The following is a 14,957-nucleotide window of genomic DNA, read 5'->3' on the forward strand; positions in this document are numbered from 1 at the left end:
ACCAATTAAGCCTCGGGGTTTTTAGCTCTAAATCGCTTATACATTTTAATACCCAACATTAGCATTGCGGCTAGTAAAAAAATTCCCAGAACTCCGTAAATCCAGTTTAAAGCATCCCTTACGATTACTAAGAATATTACTGAAAAAAGGATTAAGGTAGAGCCTTCATTCCAAAGGCGCATTTGGTTTGAAGTCCATTTTACAATATCATTTTGAAGTTCTTTAAAAATGAGATGAGATTTTATATGATAAGCATAGAGTAAAACCACAAATCCTAATTTTACCAACATCCAATCTTGTGAAAGCCAACCCGGGGCCAAATGCAATAGTAAAAAAGCAAACAAGCTCGCTAAAATAGCCGAAGGCCAGGTGATGATACACCAAAGTCTTTTGGTCATTAATTTTAACTGAGTAGCTAAAATGCTCTTTTCAGGTTCAGGTTTTTGCGTGGCTTCAATATGATAAATAAATAAGCGCGGAATATAAAAAAGCCCGGCGAACCAGGTGATCACAAAAATAAGATGTAAAGCTTTTATATACTGGTAATATTCTATCACAAATTATGGTTTTTTGGTTGGGTTTTGATGGGTATTGAAGACACCGAGAACAGTAATTTTAAAATCTTCGATTTTATAGATTATTAAATAAGAAAAAATCTTCAATCCTGCTTCCCTGTTATTATCATCAAATTTTCTAAATGAATATGGATTTTCAGTGATATACGCTATAGTACTTCGAAAATCAATTAAAAATCTTATTCCTAATTCAGGTAATTGGTCGTTATACCAATCCATAGCTTCCTGAACATCTAAACGGGCTTTTACGCTTATTTTAAGCTTAAACCCCATATTTTTCAAATATTTTTTTATTGAAGGTTTCTAGCGATTCGGTTTCCAAATCACCTTTCAAATAAGCCTTGTTCCGCTCATCAATTTCCTTCAATTGTCCTTTTGAAAGTTCGCTCTTTCGGCCTTCTACTTCATAGCTTTCTCCCTGCTCACTGGCCCCAGATTTTACATTTTTCAATAAGCCTTCAATTTTACTTAGCAAATCCTCATCATCACAGGCAATGATCTTTTGCATCAATTCTATTTTTAAAGCATTTGCATCCATGGTATTTCCAGCTTTCTAACAAAGATAGGGATTTATGAATTTTCTTCGGAAAAATTATCGGGAGGTTTGGGGCTTCAACTTCAGCCTGGTCTCTCTATTTAGAAAATACGCCGTAACCAGGGTAGAAAGTAAATCGGCGATGGGGAAAGAGATCCAAACTCCAATTTCTCCATAGTAATTAGGTAAAACCAGAATTAACGGAATAAAAAAGAATCCCTGCCGGGAAAGCGTAAGCAATAAAGCCGGAATTGCCTTTCCGACCGCCTGGAAATATGCTGCACCAATTAGTTGAATAGCGACAATAGGAGTAGCCGCAAAAACCCAGCGCATGGCATCTGGAGTTTCAGCAATAATCTTTGGATTTTGAGTAAAGATTTCAACAATCTCTTCAGCAAAAAACATAATTCCTCCAAAAACTAATAATCCCAATCCGCAGGCATATAAAATAGCAGTATTGATACTTTCTTTAACTCGCTGGTATTTTTGAGCGCCATAATTAAACCCGGCAATAGGCAGAAAACCTTGTGTCACTCCAAGAACAGGAAAAAGGGCAAACATCAGCATTCTACCAATAATCGCATAAATCGCCACTGAATCTTCCCCGCCAAGATCAAATAAAATATTATTCATCAGTAGATAAATAATACTAACTACAGCTTGTCGCGATAAAGTGACAAAACCAAGGGAACCCATTTCAGAAAGTATAGGTTTATTAAGTCCGAAATCTGGTAAACTGATTTTAAGCTCAGAATTTTTAGAGACAAAAAACCAGAAAACATAGGCAAAACAAAAAAGATAAGAAGCGGTAGTAGCCCAGGCTGCACCCCACATTCCAAGCCCCATTTGATTGATGAAGATATAATCCAGAAGTAAATTCCCAACAGATGGAATTATCATGGCGATCATCGCGAATTTAGGTTTCCCTTCTGCCCTAATCACGGTATTCCCCATCATACAAAGCGCCAAAAATGGTACGCCGTAAAGGACTATGGTATAATATACTTTTGCAGGTTCAAAAATATCGCCTTTTCCCCCAAAAGCAGGAATAAGGGAATCCACGAACATAAGCCCAATAATAACTAATGCAATGGTGAGAATTAGTGTTAAACTAATCTGGTTTCCGAAGGTCTTTAAAGCTTTTTTCCGGTCATCACCACCAAGGGCCCGGCTAATTATAGACGAACCACCAATACCAATAGCCATTCCCAAAGCGGCAATAAAAAATGAAACTGGCAGTACTACATTTATTGCTGCAATAGCGGTAGAACCTATCCAGTTTCCTACAAAAATAGTATCGATTAATATATTCAGCGACATTACCAGAATTCCTATGGAAGCCGGTGCCGCTTGCTGCACAAGTAATTTACCTATTGGTTTTCTCCCAAGATTTTGAGAATTCGCCGAGGCCATTATGCTTCAACGGGCTTTTGGTGCGCCCACTCATCTACCCAGCGAGAAAGCACCTTTACCCAATCATCCCGATCGTTCAAACACGGAACCACGGTAAATTCTTCCCCTCCTACTTCGTGGAAGATTTCTTCGCCTTCCATAGCGATTTCTTCTAAAGTTTCAAGACAATCTGAAACAAACGCGGGAGTTACAATAGCAAGTTTTTTCATTCCCTGTTTTCCAAAACGCTCTATGGTTCTATCGGTATATGGTTGCAACCATGGATCAAAACCTAAACGAGATTGAAAAGAAACACTGTAAGAATTTTCTTTTAATTCTAAATATTCGGCAACCAATCTTGTGGTTTCATAACATTGATGACGATAACAAAATTGATGTGCTGCAGAAGGCGTTTGGCAACAACTACCATCTATTTTACAATGAGATTTGGTAACATCGCTTTTTCTAATATGTCGCTCCGGTACGCCGTGATAAGAAAATAATAAATGCTGAAAATCTTTTCCTTTTAATTTTTCAGCAATACTTTCAGCTAAAACCCTAATATAATCTGAATGATTATAAAATGGAGGCACTGTAGTAAATTGCATTTTCGGAAAATGTTCTTTTCTAAGTTGTTCGGCTAAAACAAGAATAGTTTCTGTGGTAGCCATCGCGAATTGAGGATATAACGGAAAAAGTAAAACTTCGTTTACGCCTTTATCATACAATTCCTGAAGTCCTGATTTTATGCTAGGTTCTCCATAACGCATTGCTAAAGCAATAGGCACAGATGTGTTTTTATCCATTTTTTCCTGAAGGCGTTCTGATAACACAATAAGCGGAGAACCCTCGTCCCACCAGATCTTCTGGTAAGCTGCAGCCGATTTCTTAGGCCTTGTATTTAGAACAATTCCTCTTACCAAAAGTACCCTGGCCCAATAAGGAACGTCAATTACACGTTCATCCATTAAAAATTCGTCAAGGTATTCTTTTACATCTTTTGGGTCGGTGCTTTTTGGGGATCCCAAATTAACCAATAGTACGCCTTTACTCATAGTTTTTCTTTTTCAACATCAAAAATAAGCTTATTAAAAGTGTAACAAAGCTTTATATTATTGCACTTTTTTATGCCTTAATAGAGGAATTAGTTTTTTGTTTTGTCTAACGCATACAATATACTTTTTAAAATATGCTCTTTAAAACCGGGTTCTATATATGATTGAATGGTGTGCCCCAAACCTGTATAAATAGAAACCCCGCCGTAACCGGTTTCCCTAAACCAGGCTATGGGATGCTTTTCTCCGTTTGTTCCGGCTTCGTAAGAATTCTCATCAAGATAAAGCAAAACCTGCATTTCAGGATTTAGATTTTTGTAATTGTACCATTCATCTGTTCGTGTCCAAATCTTTGGCAGGTGCAAAACAGCAGGGTGTTCAGGCATATTTACATGAATATCGGCTTCCTGTATTTCTGGGTGGCCAGCGAAGTAACCTCCCACCAATTCGCCAAACCACGGCCATTCATATTCAGTATCTGCTGCGGCGTGAATTCCGAAGAAATTACCACCGTTTTCTATATATTTTTTGAAAGCATCCTGCTCTTTCTCATCTAATACATTTCCGGTAGTGCTTAGAAAAATTACGAGATCAAATTTCGCCAGGTTCTTTTCATTAAAATCATCTGCATCTTTAGTGGCAGTAACTTCAAAACCTTGATCTTCTCCAAGATCAGAAATAAAAGATTTTCCTGTAGGAATCGATTTATGCCAAAAGCCTTCGGTTTTATAAAAAACCAGTACTTCATTTTTCTCTTTGTTTACCTGACCTTCAACTTCCTGAGCAAAACCAGAATTTTGGGAAATAAGAAAAAGCGAAAGGAAAAAAGTCAGCATTAATCTAGACATAATTAAACGTTTGGATTTAAAGACATAATATATTTCTTTGGCGTAGTACCAAATTTCTTTTTAAAAGCCGCAATAAAATGACTGGAAGTACTGTAGCCCACCTTCAAACCAACTTCGTTTACGTTATAATCGCCACTATCCAGGAGTTTTCTTGCGAATTCCATTTTATAGTCAAATAGAAAACTGTAAACCGAATCGCCATAAATTTGCTTAAAACCTTCTTTAAGCTTTTTAAGGCTTAATCCAATTTCATCAGATAATTCCTGTAGCGAAGGTGGTTCGGCCATTCGGGAGATCACGATATCTTTAGCTTTTCTAATCTTAATAATATTTTCTTCGTCACTAAGAAAAGGGCATTGCTCTACATCTGGATCTCCTGTTCTATTAAAATACAAACTAAGCAGCTCATAAGCTTTACCTTTTAAATAAAGATTTTTAATGCTTTGGGTAAGATTAAAATTCATTACCTGATTAAGCACAATTGCCATAGAAGGCGAAATGGGAGCATCTTTATAGTATTTTTTATCCTTATTATCGGCGCTTAAAAAAGTAATGTATCCGGCTTCCTGTGAAAACAGGGAATGGAATTTTTTAATAGAAATCACCAGGGAAATTAACCAGGAATTTGGTTCTAAAACTAAGTTAAGCGGAAGATCCTGCTGCGGATTATAAAGTAATAATGAACTTTCTTCATTAAGCGGAAGCTCGTAATTGCTGTTATTAAACAGAAACTTGCAATTTCCTTTTAAATTGAAGTGAAACTGGATAAAACTACTATCTATATCGCGAATAATTTTTTGATTATCAGAAGTTTCGTTTTGAAACTTTAAAAGATAAAAACCATCTTCAACTTTTAATTCTTCCGTAAATCCTTCAGCGTTATTTTTATCTTCTAAAATCATACTTTTAATTTTTAAACTATTTAGAATTGTTCTAAACTATTGCCTCCAAATCGACTATCACTACTACAAATGTAAGCAAATACCATTTTTTGAAGATATAAAAAACCTAAAATAACTGAAAGCGATACAAAAAGTACTTTGAGCGTTACTTTTTGATTTAACATTAGCTTAATTTTGCCACCGAATAGCCTAAATAGGTACATGGAAGATTATCACATCGCAAGCGGAAAACATTTTTACACAATAGGCCTTAGCTATAAAAAGGCTGATGCAGAGATAAGAGGACATTTTAGCTTAGACGAAGAAGCAAAGAAACGTTTACTTCAGCAAGCTAGTGCCGAAGGGATTGAAGCTATTTTGGTAACTTCTACCTGCAACCGTACTGAAATTTACGGATTTGCGCAACACCCATTTCAACTTATTAAATTGCTTTGTGAACATACACACGGCACCGTAGAAGAATTTGAAAAAGTAGCCTATGTTCATAAAAACAAACAGGCTATTTCTCATATGTTCAGGGTCGGCACCGGGCTAGATAGCCAGATTCTGGGGGATTTCGAAATTATTAGTCAGTTAAAAGTTGCCTTTACCCGTTCTAAAAAGCTTGGACTTGTCAACGCCTTTTTAGAAAGATTAGTTAACGCAGTAATCCAGGCTAGTAAGCGCATTAAAAATGAAACCGAAATTTCTACAGGTGCTACTTCAGTTTCTTTCGCCTCTGTACAATACATTCTGCAAAATGTACCGAATGTTTCTGATAAGAATATTTTACTATTCGGAACAGGGAAAATAGGTAGAAATACCTGCGAAAACCTTATAAAACACACACATAACGAGCATATTACCCTTATTAACCGCACCAAAGATAAAGCGGAAAAAATTGCAGGGAAATTCAATCTTATCGTTAAAGATTACGCCGATTTACAGGCAGAAATAAGAAATACCGATATCCTAATTGTGGCTACAGGAGCGCAAAACCCTACTATTTCTAAAGAATTGATCTATTCTAATAAAGATCTACTGGTTTTAGATCTTTCTATCCCAAAGAATGTTTCAGAAGATGTAGCGCATTTACTGAATGTAAAACTGGTGCACCTGGATCAGCTTTCAAAAATTACCGACGAGAATTTAGAACGAAGAAAGCAATTTATTCCTGAAGCCGAAGTAATTATTAAAGAGGTGGAAACCGATTTCAATAAATGGCTTGAGACCCGAAAATTCGCACCTACCATAAAAGCTTTAAAGAAAAAGCTTAGAAGTATGAAAGATGCCGAGTTAGATTTTCAGCGCAAGAAAATTTCAGATTTCAACGATGAACAAGCTGAAATAGTTAGTGACAGGATCATTCAAAAAATAATGAAGCATTTCGCTAATCATTTAAAAGGAGATTCCGAAACTACCGATGAAAGCCTGGAATTGATCCAGAAAGTATTTCAGCTAGAAGAACAGGCCAAATGAACAAAGTAATTCGCATTGGCACCCGGGATAGCGAACTCGCGCTTTGGCAGGCAAAAACAGTGCAAAATGCATTGGAAAAGGCCGGCCATAAAACCGAACTTGTTCCTGTAAAATCCACAGGAGACCTTAATCTAGACCAGCCACTTTACGAAATGGGCATTACCGGGATTTTTACCAAAACCCTGGATGTTGCTATGATTAAAGGCGAGATTGATATCGCAGTACATTCTATGAAAGATGTACCTACAGCACTACCCAAGGGCATTGTTGAAGCAGCGGTTTTAAAACGAGCCAATACTAAGGATATTCTCATCCATAAAGGCCTAGATTTCTTAGAAAGTGAAGGTACTATTGCTACGGGAAGCCTTAGAAGAAAAGCGCAATGGCTTAATAAGCATCCTAATCATAAGGTGGTAGATTTACGTGGAAATGTAAATACAAGGATGAAAAAATTAGACAATAACGACTGGAACGGCGCAATTTTCGCAGCTGCCGGTTTGGAACGCATCGCTCTAAAACCAGATAATTTCACAGATCTTAACTGGATGATTCCTGCCCCGGCACAAGGCGCAATGCTTGTGGTGGCCATGGAAGAAGATGAATTTACCCGAAAAGCACTTGCTTTATTAAACCATAGAGAATCTGAAATTACCGTACATATTGAGCGGGAATTCTTGAAGGTATTAGAGGGCGGTTGTACTGCGCCAATTGGTGCTTTAGCCAATATAGACAAAGATTTGGTTTACTTTAAAGGCGCATTATTTAGCCTGGATGGAAAAGAGAAAATTGGAGTTGAAAAAACTGTTTCTTTAAACGAAACTGAAAATCTTGGAAGGCGTTGTGCTGAAGAAATTCTTAATAATGGCGGTGCAAAATTGATGCAGCAAATTAAAGCTGAAATAAATACCGAAGGCTGATTCTCATTTAAATAACTATGAATGAAGAGCATTCTCTCTACCAAAAAACTCAGTAATTCCCAGAAACAATTGTTTCTAAATTCGGGATTAAGCCTGGTAGAATATAATGCCATAGTAACCCAAACTAGCAATTTTAAACTTCCTTCAGAAAAAATTGAAAACGCCATTTTTACCAGTAAAAATGCAGTAAACTCGGTTATTGAAAAAATTGAACTGAAGAACTGTTTTTGTGTTGGAGAAAAAACTGCGGAGCTTTTAAGTGATAATGGATTCCATATTCAGGAAATAGCAAATTATGGTAAGGATTTAGCCGAAATTATTACTAAGAAATATGCGGCTGAAGAATTTACTTTTTTCTGCGGAAATAAAAGAAGAGATGAACTTCCTGAGATTTTACAAAAAGAAAATATTGAATTTAACGAAATTGAAGTTTACAAAACAAGCTTGAATCCGCAGCCATTTCCGCAGGAATTTGAAGGGATTTTATTTTTTAGCCCAAGTGCGGTGCAGAGTTTTACAGCAAAAAATCGGTTAAAAGACACTACGGCTTTTTGTATAGGTAATACCACGGCTACAGAAGCCCAAAAACATACAAATAACATAATAATTGCTACCAAACCAACTATTGAAAATGTGATTGTGCAGGTAGTAAACTACTTCGGAGCAAGCTCACGAAGCATTTAATATTGAAAAATATAATTTGATTTCGAGGCAAGCCTCGGAACATTTAATCTCGATTATCGAGTAAAATATTCTAAAAAATGATAAAAAACGATTTATTTCTAAAAGCTTTAAAAGGAGAAACGGTAGAACGTCCACCAGTTTGGATGATGAGACAGGCAGGCCGTTACCTTCCCGATTTTATGAAGCTTAAAGAAAAATACGACTTTTTCACTCGTTGCCGAACTCCAGAGCTCGCTACAGAAATCACCGTGATGCCTATTCATCAAATAGGGACAGATGCCGCAATTCTATTTAGTGACATTTTGGTGATTCCACAGGCGATGAATATCGAGGTAGAAATGAAACCCGGTGTTGGCCCATGGCTGCCAAATCCAATTCGCACCTCTAAAGATGTAGACAATGTAATTGTTCCAGATATCGAGGAAACTTTAGGTTACGTAATGGACGCTATTAAAATGACCAAACAGGAATTAAATAACGAAGTTCCGCTAATCGGTTTTGCCGGTTCCCCGTGGACAATTCTATGCTACGCCGTGCAAGGGCAGGGTTCAAAAAACTTTGATAAAGCGAAGAAATTTTGCTTTACTAATCCAGTGGCAGCCCATCAGTTATTACAAAAAATCACCGATACAACTATCGCTTACCTTAAAGCAAAAGTTGCTGCCGGAGTTGATGCGGTACAAATTTTTGATTCCTGGGGCGGAATGTTAAGTCCTGTAGATTATCAGGAATTTTCCTGGAAATATATTCAGCAGATCATTGATGCCTTAAAAGATGAAATCCCGGTAATCGCCTTTGGAAAAGGATGCTGGTTTGCCCTTCACGAAATGGCAAATTCGGGAGCTTTAGCTTTAGGTGTAGACTGGACGCTTAGCGCTAGAAATGCACGCTATTTAAGCGGCGGTAAGATCACCTTACAGGGTAATTTTGATCCTTCAAGATTATATTCCCCTCCGGCAGAGATCAAAAAAATGGTAACCCAAATGATCAATGAATTTGGAAAGGATAGCTATATCGTAAACCTGGGGCACGGTATTTTACCTAATATTCCGGTAGAAAACGCAAAAGCTTTTGTAGATGCGGTAAAAGAATATAAAGCTAATTAGTGGCAGTCTGGGCGCGGATTAAAAATATGAACTTTACGGAACTGTTCGCAGTCTCTAAAATTTTTATAAGTAAACCGCGCTATATTTTACCAACCTACCGGGCAACGATTAAAACCATAAGAATTTGTGACGACCTTTATAAAAAGGAACATCACAAAAATGGAAAAGAAAATGCCTTTAGACACGCCCTATGGAATTATTTAATTTGCCAGCAATGTTTTAAAATTTCCGGATCGGTTGAAGCTGCCAGAATTTGGAGCGACCATTTTACTGGTTTGCACGAAAAACTTTCTCCAAACCAAAAACTAGCCAAAACCATGGATTTACACAACAACCGGTTTGGGCAGGCTTTATATAAAGGAAATGAAATTCCAACTGAAGAAATCATTCATCTTTTGCAGCAAAAAATGAAAGTGGCAATTAAGGTTTCCAAAGTAGAAGAAATAGGAAAAACGAAAGATAAACTGGTTTATATTGAAGATTGAAAATGAGAGTGGAGTTTTATAAATATATCGAAGATTTACAGGATCGCATTTGTGAAAAACTGGAAGAGATAGACGGTACGGCGAAATTTCAACAGGACCTTTGGGAGCGCGAAGAAGGTGGTGGTGGCAGAACCAGGGTTATAGAAAACGGTGCTGTTTTTGAAAAAGGCGGCGTAAATATTTCGGCAGTGCACGGGCCTTTAGCTCCTGCAATGCAACAATATTTTAAAATTGGCGATGTAGATTTTTTTGCCTGCGGACTCAGTTTGGTGATCCATCCAAAAAATCCAATGGTACCCACAGTTCACGCTAATTGGCGCTATTTTGAAATGTATGATAAAGAAGGAAACGTTTTAGACCAGTGGTTTGGCGGTGGGCAGGATCTTACGCCTTACTATCTTTTTGAAGAAGATGCCGAACATTTTCATAAGGTTTCAAAAGAAGCCTGTGATAAACACTCCCCGGAGTTTTACCCGGAATACAAGAAAAAATGTGATGAATACTTCTGGAATTCCCACCGAAACGAAGCGCGCGGAATTGGAGGATTGTTCTTTGATTATTTAAAAGCATCCGAAGAAAAAAGTATTGAAGACTGGTACAATTTTGTAACCGAAGTTGGTGATAGCTTCCTGGAAGCTTATGCACCCATTGTAGAAAAACGTAAAAAGTTATCATATTCTGAAGCAAACCGAAAATGGCAAGAAATAAGACGTGGCCGGTATGTGGAATTCAATTTGGTACACGATAAAGGCACGCTTTTCGGTTTAAAAACCAACGGAAGAATAGAAAGTATTTTAATGAGTTTACCTCCGCATGTGCAATGGATATACGATCATCATCCAGAACCCGGCAGCGAAGAAGAGAAAATATTGAAGGTTTTGGAAAAACCAAGAAATTGGGTTTAATAGCTATCAGCCTTTAGCTTTTAGCATTAAGCAGGGAAATATGAGAAACTATAAAAATTATTCAGTTTGGGAAAAAGGTCATAAACTCACGCTTGATGTTTATCAAATAGTAGCCAATTACCCTCAAGAAGAGCTTTATAGTTTGGTTAGCCAAATGAAACGTTCTTCCAGTTCTATTCCCACAAATATTGCTGAAGGTTGCAGAAGGAAAAGTGACAAAGATTTTGCAAGATTTCTCTACATTGCATTTGGTTCAGCCAATGAATTAGAATACCAAATTCTATTAAGTATTGATCTTAATTTTATAACAGAGGAACAAGGCACACCATTAATATTTCAAGTAGAGGAAATCAAAAAAATGCTCAACTCTTTAATTCAAAAATTAAATTAAACGCCAACAGCTAATTGCTCATAGCTATTGGCTTAAAGCCAAAAAAATGTATCCACTAAGAAGAAATAGAAGATTACGAACTAGCGAGGCAATAAGAAGCTTAGTTAGGGAAACCGCAATAACTCCAAACGATTTTATAGCGCCACTTTTTGTGGTTGAAGGAAAAAACAAAAAGGAAGAAATCGCTTCTATGCCTAATTATTTTAGGTTTAGCCTTGATTTGCTGGAAAAGGAAGTTAAAGAGCTTTGGAGTTTAGGGATAAAATCGGTTTTGCTTTTTGTAAAAGTTCCGGAAAATCTAAAAGACAATGCCGGAACGGAAGCTTTGAATGTTGACGGACTAATGCAACGCGCTATTAAAACAGTAAAAAATGCGGTTCCGGAAATGCTGGTAATGACCGATGTTGCCCTGGATCCCTATTCTGCTTATGGACACGATGGCGTTATTGCCGATGGAAAAGTGATCAATGACGACACTACCGCTGTTTTAGCTGAAATGGGACTTTCTCACGTAAAAGCCGGCGCCGATATTCTCGCTCCCAGCGATATGATGGACGGCCGAATTATTGAAATGCGCAGTCTATTGGAAGATGAAGGTTTTCATGAAACGGGCATAATGAGTTATAGCGCAAAATATGCTTCAGCATTTTACGGGCCTTTTCGCGATGCTTTGGACTCCGCACCCGTTGATGCCGAAAACATTCCGAAGGATAAAAAAACCTACCAGATGGATCCTGCAAACCGCGAAGAAGCGGTTAAAGAAACCCTTATGGATATTGAGGAAGGTGCCGATATTGTGATGGTAAAACCGGGCTTGTGCTACTTAGATATTGTTCGTGATATTAGAAATGCGGTAGATGTTCCGGTGGCGGTTTACCAGGTTAGCGGCGAATATGCGATGATTAAAGCTGCAGCCGAGAAAGGTTGGTTAGACCACGATGCGGTAGTTTTAGAACAACTAACCGCTATAAAAAGAGCCGGCGCTTCTATGATTGCCAGCTATTTTGCTAAAGATGCGGTGAAATTGATCTCCTAATTTTATAACTAAAATTTAGCGATAACCAATCAGGTTGTTATATACATTTACAGGTTGAAAAACCAGAAAAATTTGAAAGCTTTATATGCGCTGTTTGCCATATTGTTTATGTCCTTTTCAGGGCAGGGCTTCGCTTTTTCTGGTTTTTCTGCTCATAATCTTGATTCCCGTAATTACGATTATCTTCAGGCCGATCAAAATAAACAGGCGGTACTATTTTCTGAAATTATCTCTTCTGAAAATACCATTTCAGAAGAAAGTTTTTCTGTTTTTGCAGGGAATTCAGCTTCTACTTTTACTTCAAAAGAACCATTACTGCTTCCAATTGAGAAAAAATCATTTTTCAATTGTTTAGACCAAAGGCGGTTAATACTTCAACAAATTTATCCATTCCATTTTTTCTGGTGAATTGCTTGATTTCCGAAGAACTTAAGGTTTTTCGTAATTCATATTTAGCTCAAAAAAAGAGCAAACAAATTAAAATTCACCTAAATATTACAAAAAATGGATACCGTATCTACACTAATTGGCCTTGGCCTTTTAGCAGTGTTTATTATGCCAATACTATACCTGATTTGGCAACAGAACAACAAAGAAAAAAACAGGCTTAACAAGCTTAAAAAAATAAGTGCTGAAAATAACTTAACAACTGACACTGTTGAGGTTTCCGCCAATTTATTGCTGGGTTTAGACAGTAAAGCAAATAAGCTGCTCATTATAGAGCCTGCCAATAATATGCAACATCGGGTTTTGGATCTCAACAAAATAAAGAATAGCAAAGTAAATTCTCATCCTTTTCCGGAGAATCAGAAATTAATTAAAAGTGTTAGCTTAGATCTTTCAGAAGAAAATAGGAACCAAAAACCTACTGAAATTATCTTTTATGATGAAGATGATAATGAGAATAATAACGCATCAGAAAGGTTAATTGCCGCCCAGAAGTGGCAGCGTATAATTAGCGCAAAACTCTCAGCTTAAGGCTTAATCAGTAACTCTTATCCAGCCCCGATTTTAATCTATCGGGGCTGTTTTTTATACTTTATCATTTCTTTGCATTTGTTTGCAGGAATTATCTTTAAATTAGTATTTCAAACAAGCCTAAAAACCAATATGGGATTACTAATTTTATTTGCTGTTCTTTCCATTTTCTTTTCTTTTATGTGTTCAATTTTGGAAGCAGCTTTATTGAGCGTAACCCCTTCTTATATCAAAATAAAAAATAAGGAAGGAAAAGCATATGCCACGACCCTGGCAAATTTTAAACAAGATATAGACAAACCACTAATTGCAATATTAACGGTAAATACTATTTCCCATACCGTGGGAGCAATTTTAGTAGGTGTACAGGCCGAAAAGATCTATGGCGATGGCGGAAATGCTGTTGGGATAGTTTCTGCAGTAATGACGGTGGCTATTCTGGTTCTTTCTGAAATTATTCCGAAAACCATAGGCGCCACATACTGGCAAGCCCTGGGGAATTTTACCGCAAAAACACTTAAAATAATGATCTTTCCGCTGAAGTATACTGGAATACTTTGGCTTATGATGCTTACCACAAAACTAATTGGAAAATCGGCTCACGTTTCTTCTATGAACCGTGAAGAATTTGCTGCAATTACCGATGCTGCCGAAGAGGAAGGTGTGTTTGACGAAAGTGAAACCACGGTTATTAAAAACCTACTGGTATTTAAATCGGTTAAGGCAAAAGATGTGATGACGCCATATTCTGTGGCAATTATTGAAAATGAAGATACCAGCATAGAAGAATTTCACCGAACTCATAAAAATCTTAAGTTTTCCAGAATTCCTGTTTATAAAAACCAAACCAACAATGTTACCGGTTTTATTCTGAAAGATGATGTGTTGGAGGAAATGATAGACGATAAAGGTGCTGAACCTTTGAGCACTCTAAAAAGAGATATTTTTATGAGTGCTGAAGACACTCCAATCCCCGAACTTTTTGAAAATTTTGTTCAAAAAAGAGGACATATTTCCATGATTGTAGACGAATTTGGGAATACCGTTGGCCTTGTAACCATGGAAGATATTATTGAAACTTTACTGGGGCTTGAAATAATGGACGAAAGCGATAGTATTGAAGATATGCAAATGTTGGCCCGACAAAACTGGGAAAAAAGAGCAAAACGCCTTGGGTTAATTCAAAGGAGAGACAATGAGGAAAACGAAGACGCCAAATCAGATATTTCTGAAAACTCCGCTGGGAACAGCCAAAATTAGCGGAGACGAAGAGGGAGTTTCGGCCATTCAAATTCTGGATGAAAAAATTCCAACTTCCACAGAAATTCCCGATTTTCTTCAATCCGCGTTTCAACAATTAAACGATTATTTTAACGGAGAACTGGAAGAATTCAGTTTAAAATTAAATCCGCAAGGAACTGCTTTTCAGCAGAAAGTTTGGAAAGCACTTAACGAAATTCCTTTCGGAAAAACCTGTAGCTACCTCGAACTTTCCAGGAAATTAGGTGATGAAAAAGCAATACGGGCAGTAGCTTCAGCCAATGGAAAAAACCCGCTTTGGGTGGTAATTCCCTGTCATCGCGTAATTGGTAGTGACGGTTCGCTAACCGGTTATGCCGGTGGATTGCAGCGAAAACAATGGCTTTTAAACCACGAAAACAATACTTCACAACTATCAATGTTCTAAAAC

The 14,957-nt window shown here is 37.2% G+C and carries 19 protein-coding genes; 12 read left to right on the top strand and 7 right to left on the bottom strand.

All coding sequences use genetic code 11. The annotated features are described in order from the left end of the window. Positions 1-5 precede the first annotated feature (5 nt). The 7 genes from B5440_RS06210 to B5440_RS06240 all read right to left on the bottom strand — a co-directional run bounded on the left by B5440_RS06210 (position 6) and on the right by B5440_RS06240 (position 5,307). Positions 6-554, bottom strand: coding sequence for a CopD family protein (locus B5440_RS06210; protein WP_070055445.1), 549 nt, complete (start codon positions 552-554; stop codon positions 6-8). A gap of 6 nt (positions 555-560) precedes the next feature. Then, positions 561-848 carry a type II toxin-antitoxin system RelE/ParE family toxin gene (locus tag B5440_RS06215; RefSeq protein ID WP_070055358.1) on the bottom strand — a complete coding sequence of 96 codons (288 nt, stop codon included), beginning with the start codon at positions 846-848 and terminating at the stop codon, positions 561-563. Then, positions 838-1,083 (bottom strand): hypothetical protein, encoded by a 246-nt coding sequence (locus B5440_RS06220; RefSeq protein WP_141728150.1) that lies wholly within the window; start codon positions 1,081-1,083, stop codon positions 838-840. Before B5440_RS06220 ends, B5440_RS06215 begins: the two co-directional genes overlap by 11 nt. An 84-nt stretch (positions 1,084-1,167) precedes the next feature. Continuing rightward, complete coding sequence (locus B5440_RS06225; protein WP_070055360.1) at positions 1,168-2,523, bottom strand: MATE family efflux transporter; 1,356 nt, start codon at positions 2,521-2,523, stop codon at positions 1,168-1,170. Continuing rightward, positions 2,523-3,557, bottom strand: a complete 1,035-nt coding sequence (hemH, locus tag B5440_RS06230) for a ferrochelatase (RefSeq protein ID WP_070055361.1) — start codon at positions 3,555-3,557, stop codon at positions 2,523-2,525. The genes B5440_RS06225 and hemH overlap by 1 nt, the downstream gene beginning before the upstream one ends. A gap of 89 nt (positions 3,558-3,646) precedes the next feature. Then, entirely contained in the window at positions 3,647-4,405 is a 759-nt protein-coding gene (locus tag B5440_RS06235; protein WP_070055362.1) for a ThuA domain-containing protein, read from the bottom strand. 2 nt (positions 4,406-4,407) lie between these two features. Next, positions 4,408-5,307 (bottom strand): AraC family transcriptional regulator, encoded by a 900-nt coding sequence (locus B5440_RS06240; protein WP_070055363.1) that lies wholly within the window; start codon positions 5,305-5,307, stop codon positions 4,408-4,410. Positions 5,308-5,508: 201 nt separating this feature from the next. On the opposite strand from B5440_RS06240, the gene hemA reads away from it, so the two are divergent. From hemA to B5440_RS06305, 12 genes are all read left to right on the top strand, one after another. After that, positions 5,509-6,765: a glutamyl-tRNA reductase gene (gene hemA, locus B5440_RS06250; protein WP_070055365.1), complete on the top strand. Its 1,257-nt coding sequence runs from the start codon at positions 5,509-5,511 to the stop codon at positions 6,763-6,765. Then, positions 6,762-7,682 carry a hydroxymethylbilane synthase gene (hemC, locus tag B5440_RS06255; protein WP_070055366.1) on the top strand — a complete coding sequence of 307 codons (921 nt, stop codon included), beginning with the start codon at positions 6,762-6,764 and terminating at the stop codon, positions 7,680-7,682. The genes hemA and hemC overlap by 4 nt, the downstream gene beginning before the upstream one ends. 21 nt (positions 7,683-7,703) lie before the next feature. Next, positions 7,704-8,366, top strand: coding sequence for a uroporphyrinogen-III synthase (locus B5440_RS06260; protein WP_070055367.1), 663 nt, complete (start codon positions 7,704-7,706; stop codon positions 8,364-8,366). Positions 8,367-8,443: 77 nt separating this feature from the next. Next, on the top strand, positions 8,444-9,472 hold the full coding sequence (gene hemE, locus B5440_RS06265; RefSeq protein WP_070055368.1) for a uroporphyrinogen decarboxylase: 1,029 nt from the start codon (positions 8,444-8,446) through the stop codon (positions 9,470-9,472). A gap of 26 nt (positions 9,473-9,498) precedes the next feature. Then, entirely contained in the window at positions 9,499-9,957 is a 459-nt protein-coding gene (locus tag B5440_RS06270) for a DUF6973 domain-containing protein (protein ID WP_141728151.1), read from the top strand. Between the two features lie 2 nt (positions 9,958-9,959). Continuing rightward, a complete protein-coding gene (gene hemF / locus B5440_RS06275; protein WP_070055370.1) occupies positions 9,960-10,862 on the top strand; it encodes an oxygen-dependent coproporphyrinogen oxidase in 903 nt (300 codons plus the stop codon). 40 nt (positions 10,863-10,902) lie between these two features. Beyond that, on the top strand, positions 10,903-11,253 hold the full coding sequence (locus B5440_RS06280) for a four helix bundle protein (RefSeq protein ID WP_070055371.1): 351 nt from the start codon (positions 10,903-10,905) through the stop codon (positions 11,251-11,253). Positions 11,254-11,299: 46 nt separating this feature from the next. Then, complete coding sequence (gene hemB, locus B5440_RS06285) at positions 11,300-12,289, top strand: porphobilinogen synthase (RefSeq protein ID WP_070055372.1); 990 nt, start codon at positions 11,300-11,302, stop codon at positions 12,287-12,289. Positions 12,290-12,361: 72 nt separating this feature from the next. After that, on the top strand, positions 12,362-12,697 hold the full coding sequence (locus B5440_RS06290) for a hypothetical protein (protein ID WP_141728152.1): 336 nt from the start codon (positions 12,362-12,364) through the stop codon (positions 12,695-12,697). 96 nt (positions 12,698-12,793) lie between these two features. Further along, positions 12,794-13,267 carry a hypothetical protein gene (locus B5440_RS06295; protein WP_070055374.1) on the top strand — a complete coding sequence of 158 codons (474 nt, stop codon included), beginning with the start codon at positions 12,794-12,796 and terminating at the stop codon, positions 13,265-13,267. 132 nt (positions 13,268-13,399) lie between these two features. After that, on the top strand, positions 13,400-14,527 hold the full coding sequence (locus B5440_RS06300; protein ID WP_070055446.1) for a CNNM domain-containing protein: 1,128 nt from the start codon (positions 13,400-13,402) through the stop codon (positions 14,525-14,527). After that, positions 14,463-14,954, top strand: coding sequence for a methylated-DNA--[protein]-cysteine S-methyltransferase (locus B5440_RS06305; RefSeq protein WP_070055375.1), 492 nt, complete (start codon positions 14,463-14,465; stop codon positions 14,952-14,954). The genes B5440_RS06300 and B5440_RS06305 overlap by 65 nt, the downstream gene beginning before the upstream one ends. Positions 14,955-14,957 lie beyond the last annotated feature (3 nt).

It is taken from the genome of Salegentibacter salarius (genome assembly GCF_900168265.1).
In the GTDB taxonomy this organism is placed as follows: domain Bacteria; phylum Bacteroidota; class Bacteroidia; order Flavobacteriales; family Flavobacteriaceae; genus Salegentibacter; species Salegentibacter salarius.

Coding starts and splice junctions, on each gene's coding strand:
- B5440_RS06225 (WP_070055360.1), bottom strand. CDS start 2,523: ATGGCCTCGGCGAATTCTCAAAATCTTGGGAGAAAACCAATAGGTAAA.
- hemA (WP_070055365.1), top strand. CDS start 5,509: ATGGAAGATTATCACATCGCAAGCGGAAAACATTTTTACACAATAGGC.
- B5440_RS06235 (WP_070055362.1), bottom strand. CDS start 4,405: ATGTCTAGATTAATGCTGACTTTTTTCCTTTCGCTTTTTCTTATTTCC.
- B5440_RS06295 (WP_070055374.1), top strand. CDS start 12,794: ATGGATACCGTATCTACACTAATTGGCCTTGGCCTTTTAGCAGTGTTT.
- B5440_RS06270 (WP_141728151.1), top strand. CDS start 9,499: ATGAACTTTACGGAACTGTTCGCAGTCTCTAAAATTTTTATAAGTAAA.
- B5440_RS06305 (WP_070055375.1), top strand. CDS start 14,463: ATGAGGAAAACGAAGACGCCAAATCAGATATTTCTGAAAACTCCGCTG.
- B5440_RS06280 (WP_070055371.1), top strand. CDS start 10,903: ATGAGAAACTATAAAAATTATTCAGTTTGGGAAAAAGGTCATAAACTC.
- B5440_RS06240 (WP_070055363.1), bottom strand. CDS start 5,307: ATGATTTTAGAAGATAAAAATAACGCTGAAGGATTTACGGAAGAATTA.
- hemC (WP_070055366.1), top strand. CDS start 6,762: ATGAACAAAGTAATTCGCATTGGCACCCGGGATAGCGAACTCGCGCTT.
- hemF (WP_070055370.1), top strand. CDS start 9,960: ATGAGAGTGGAGTTTTATAAATATATCGAAGATTTACAGGATCGCATT.
- B5440_RS06260 (WP_070055367.1), top strand. CDS start 7,704: ATGAAGAGCATTCTCTCTACCAAAAAACTCAGTAATTCCCAGAAACAA.
- B5440_RS06220 (WP_141728150.1), bottom strand. CDS start 1,083: ATGCAAAAGATCATTGCCTGTGATGATGAGGATTTGCTAAGTAAAATT.
- hemH (WP_070055361.1), bottom strand. CDS start 3,557: ATGAGTAAAGGCGTACTATTGGTTAATTTGGGATCCCCAAAAAGCACC.
- hemE (WP_070055368.1), top strand. CDS start 8,444: ATGATAAAAAACGATTTATTTCTAAAAGCTTTAAAAGGAGAAACGGTA.
- hemB (WP_070055372.1), top strand. CDS start 11,300: ATGTATCCACTAAGAAGAAATAGAAGATTACGAACTAGCGAGGCAATA.
- B5440_RS06300 (WP_070055446.1), top strand. CDS start 13,400: ATGGGATTACTAATTTTATTTGCTGTTCTTTCCATTTTCTTTTCTTTT.
- B5440_RS06215 (WP_070055358.1), bottom strand. CDS start 848: ATGGGGTTTAAGCTTAAAATAAGCGTAAAAGCCCGTTTAGATGTTCAG.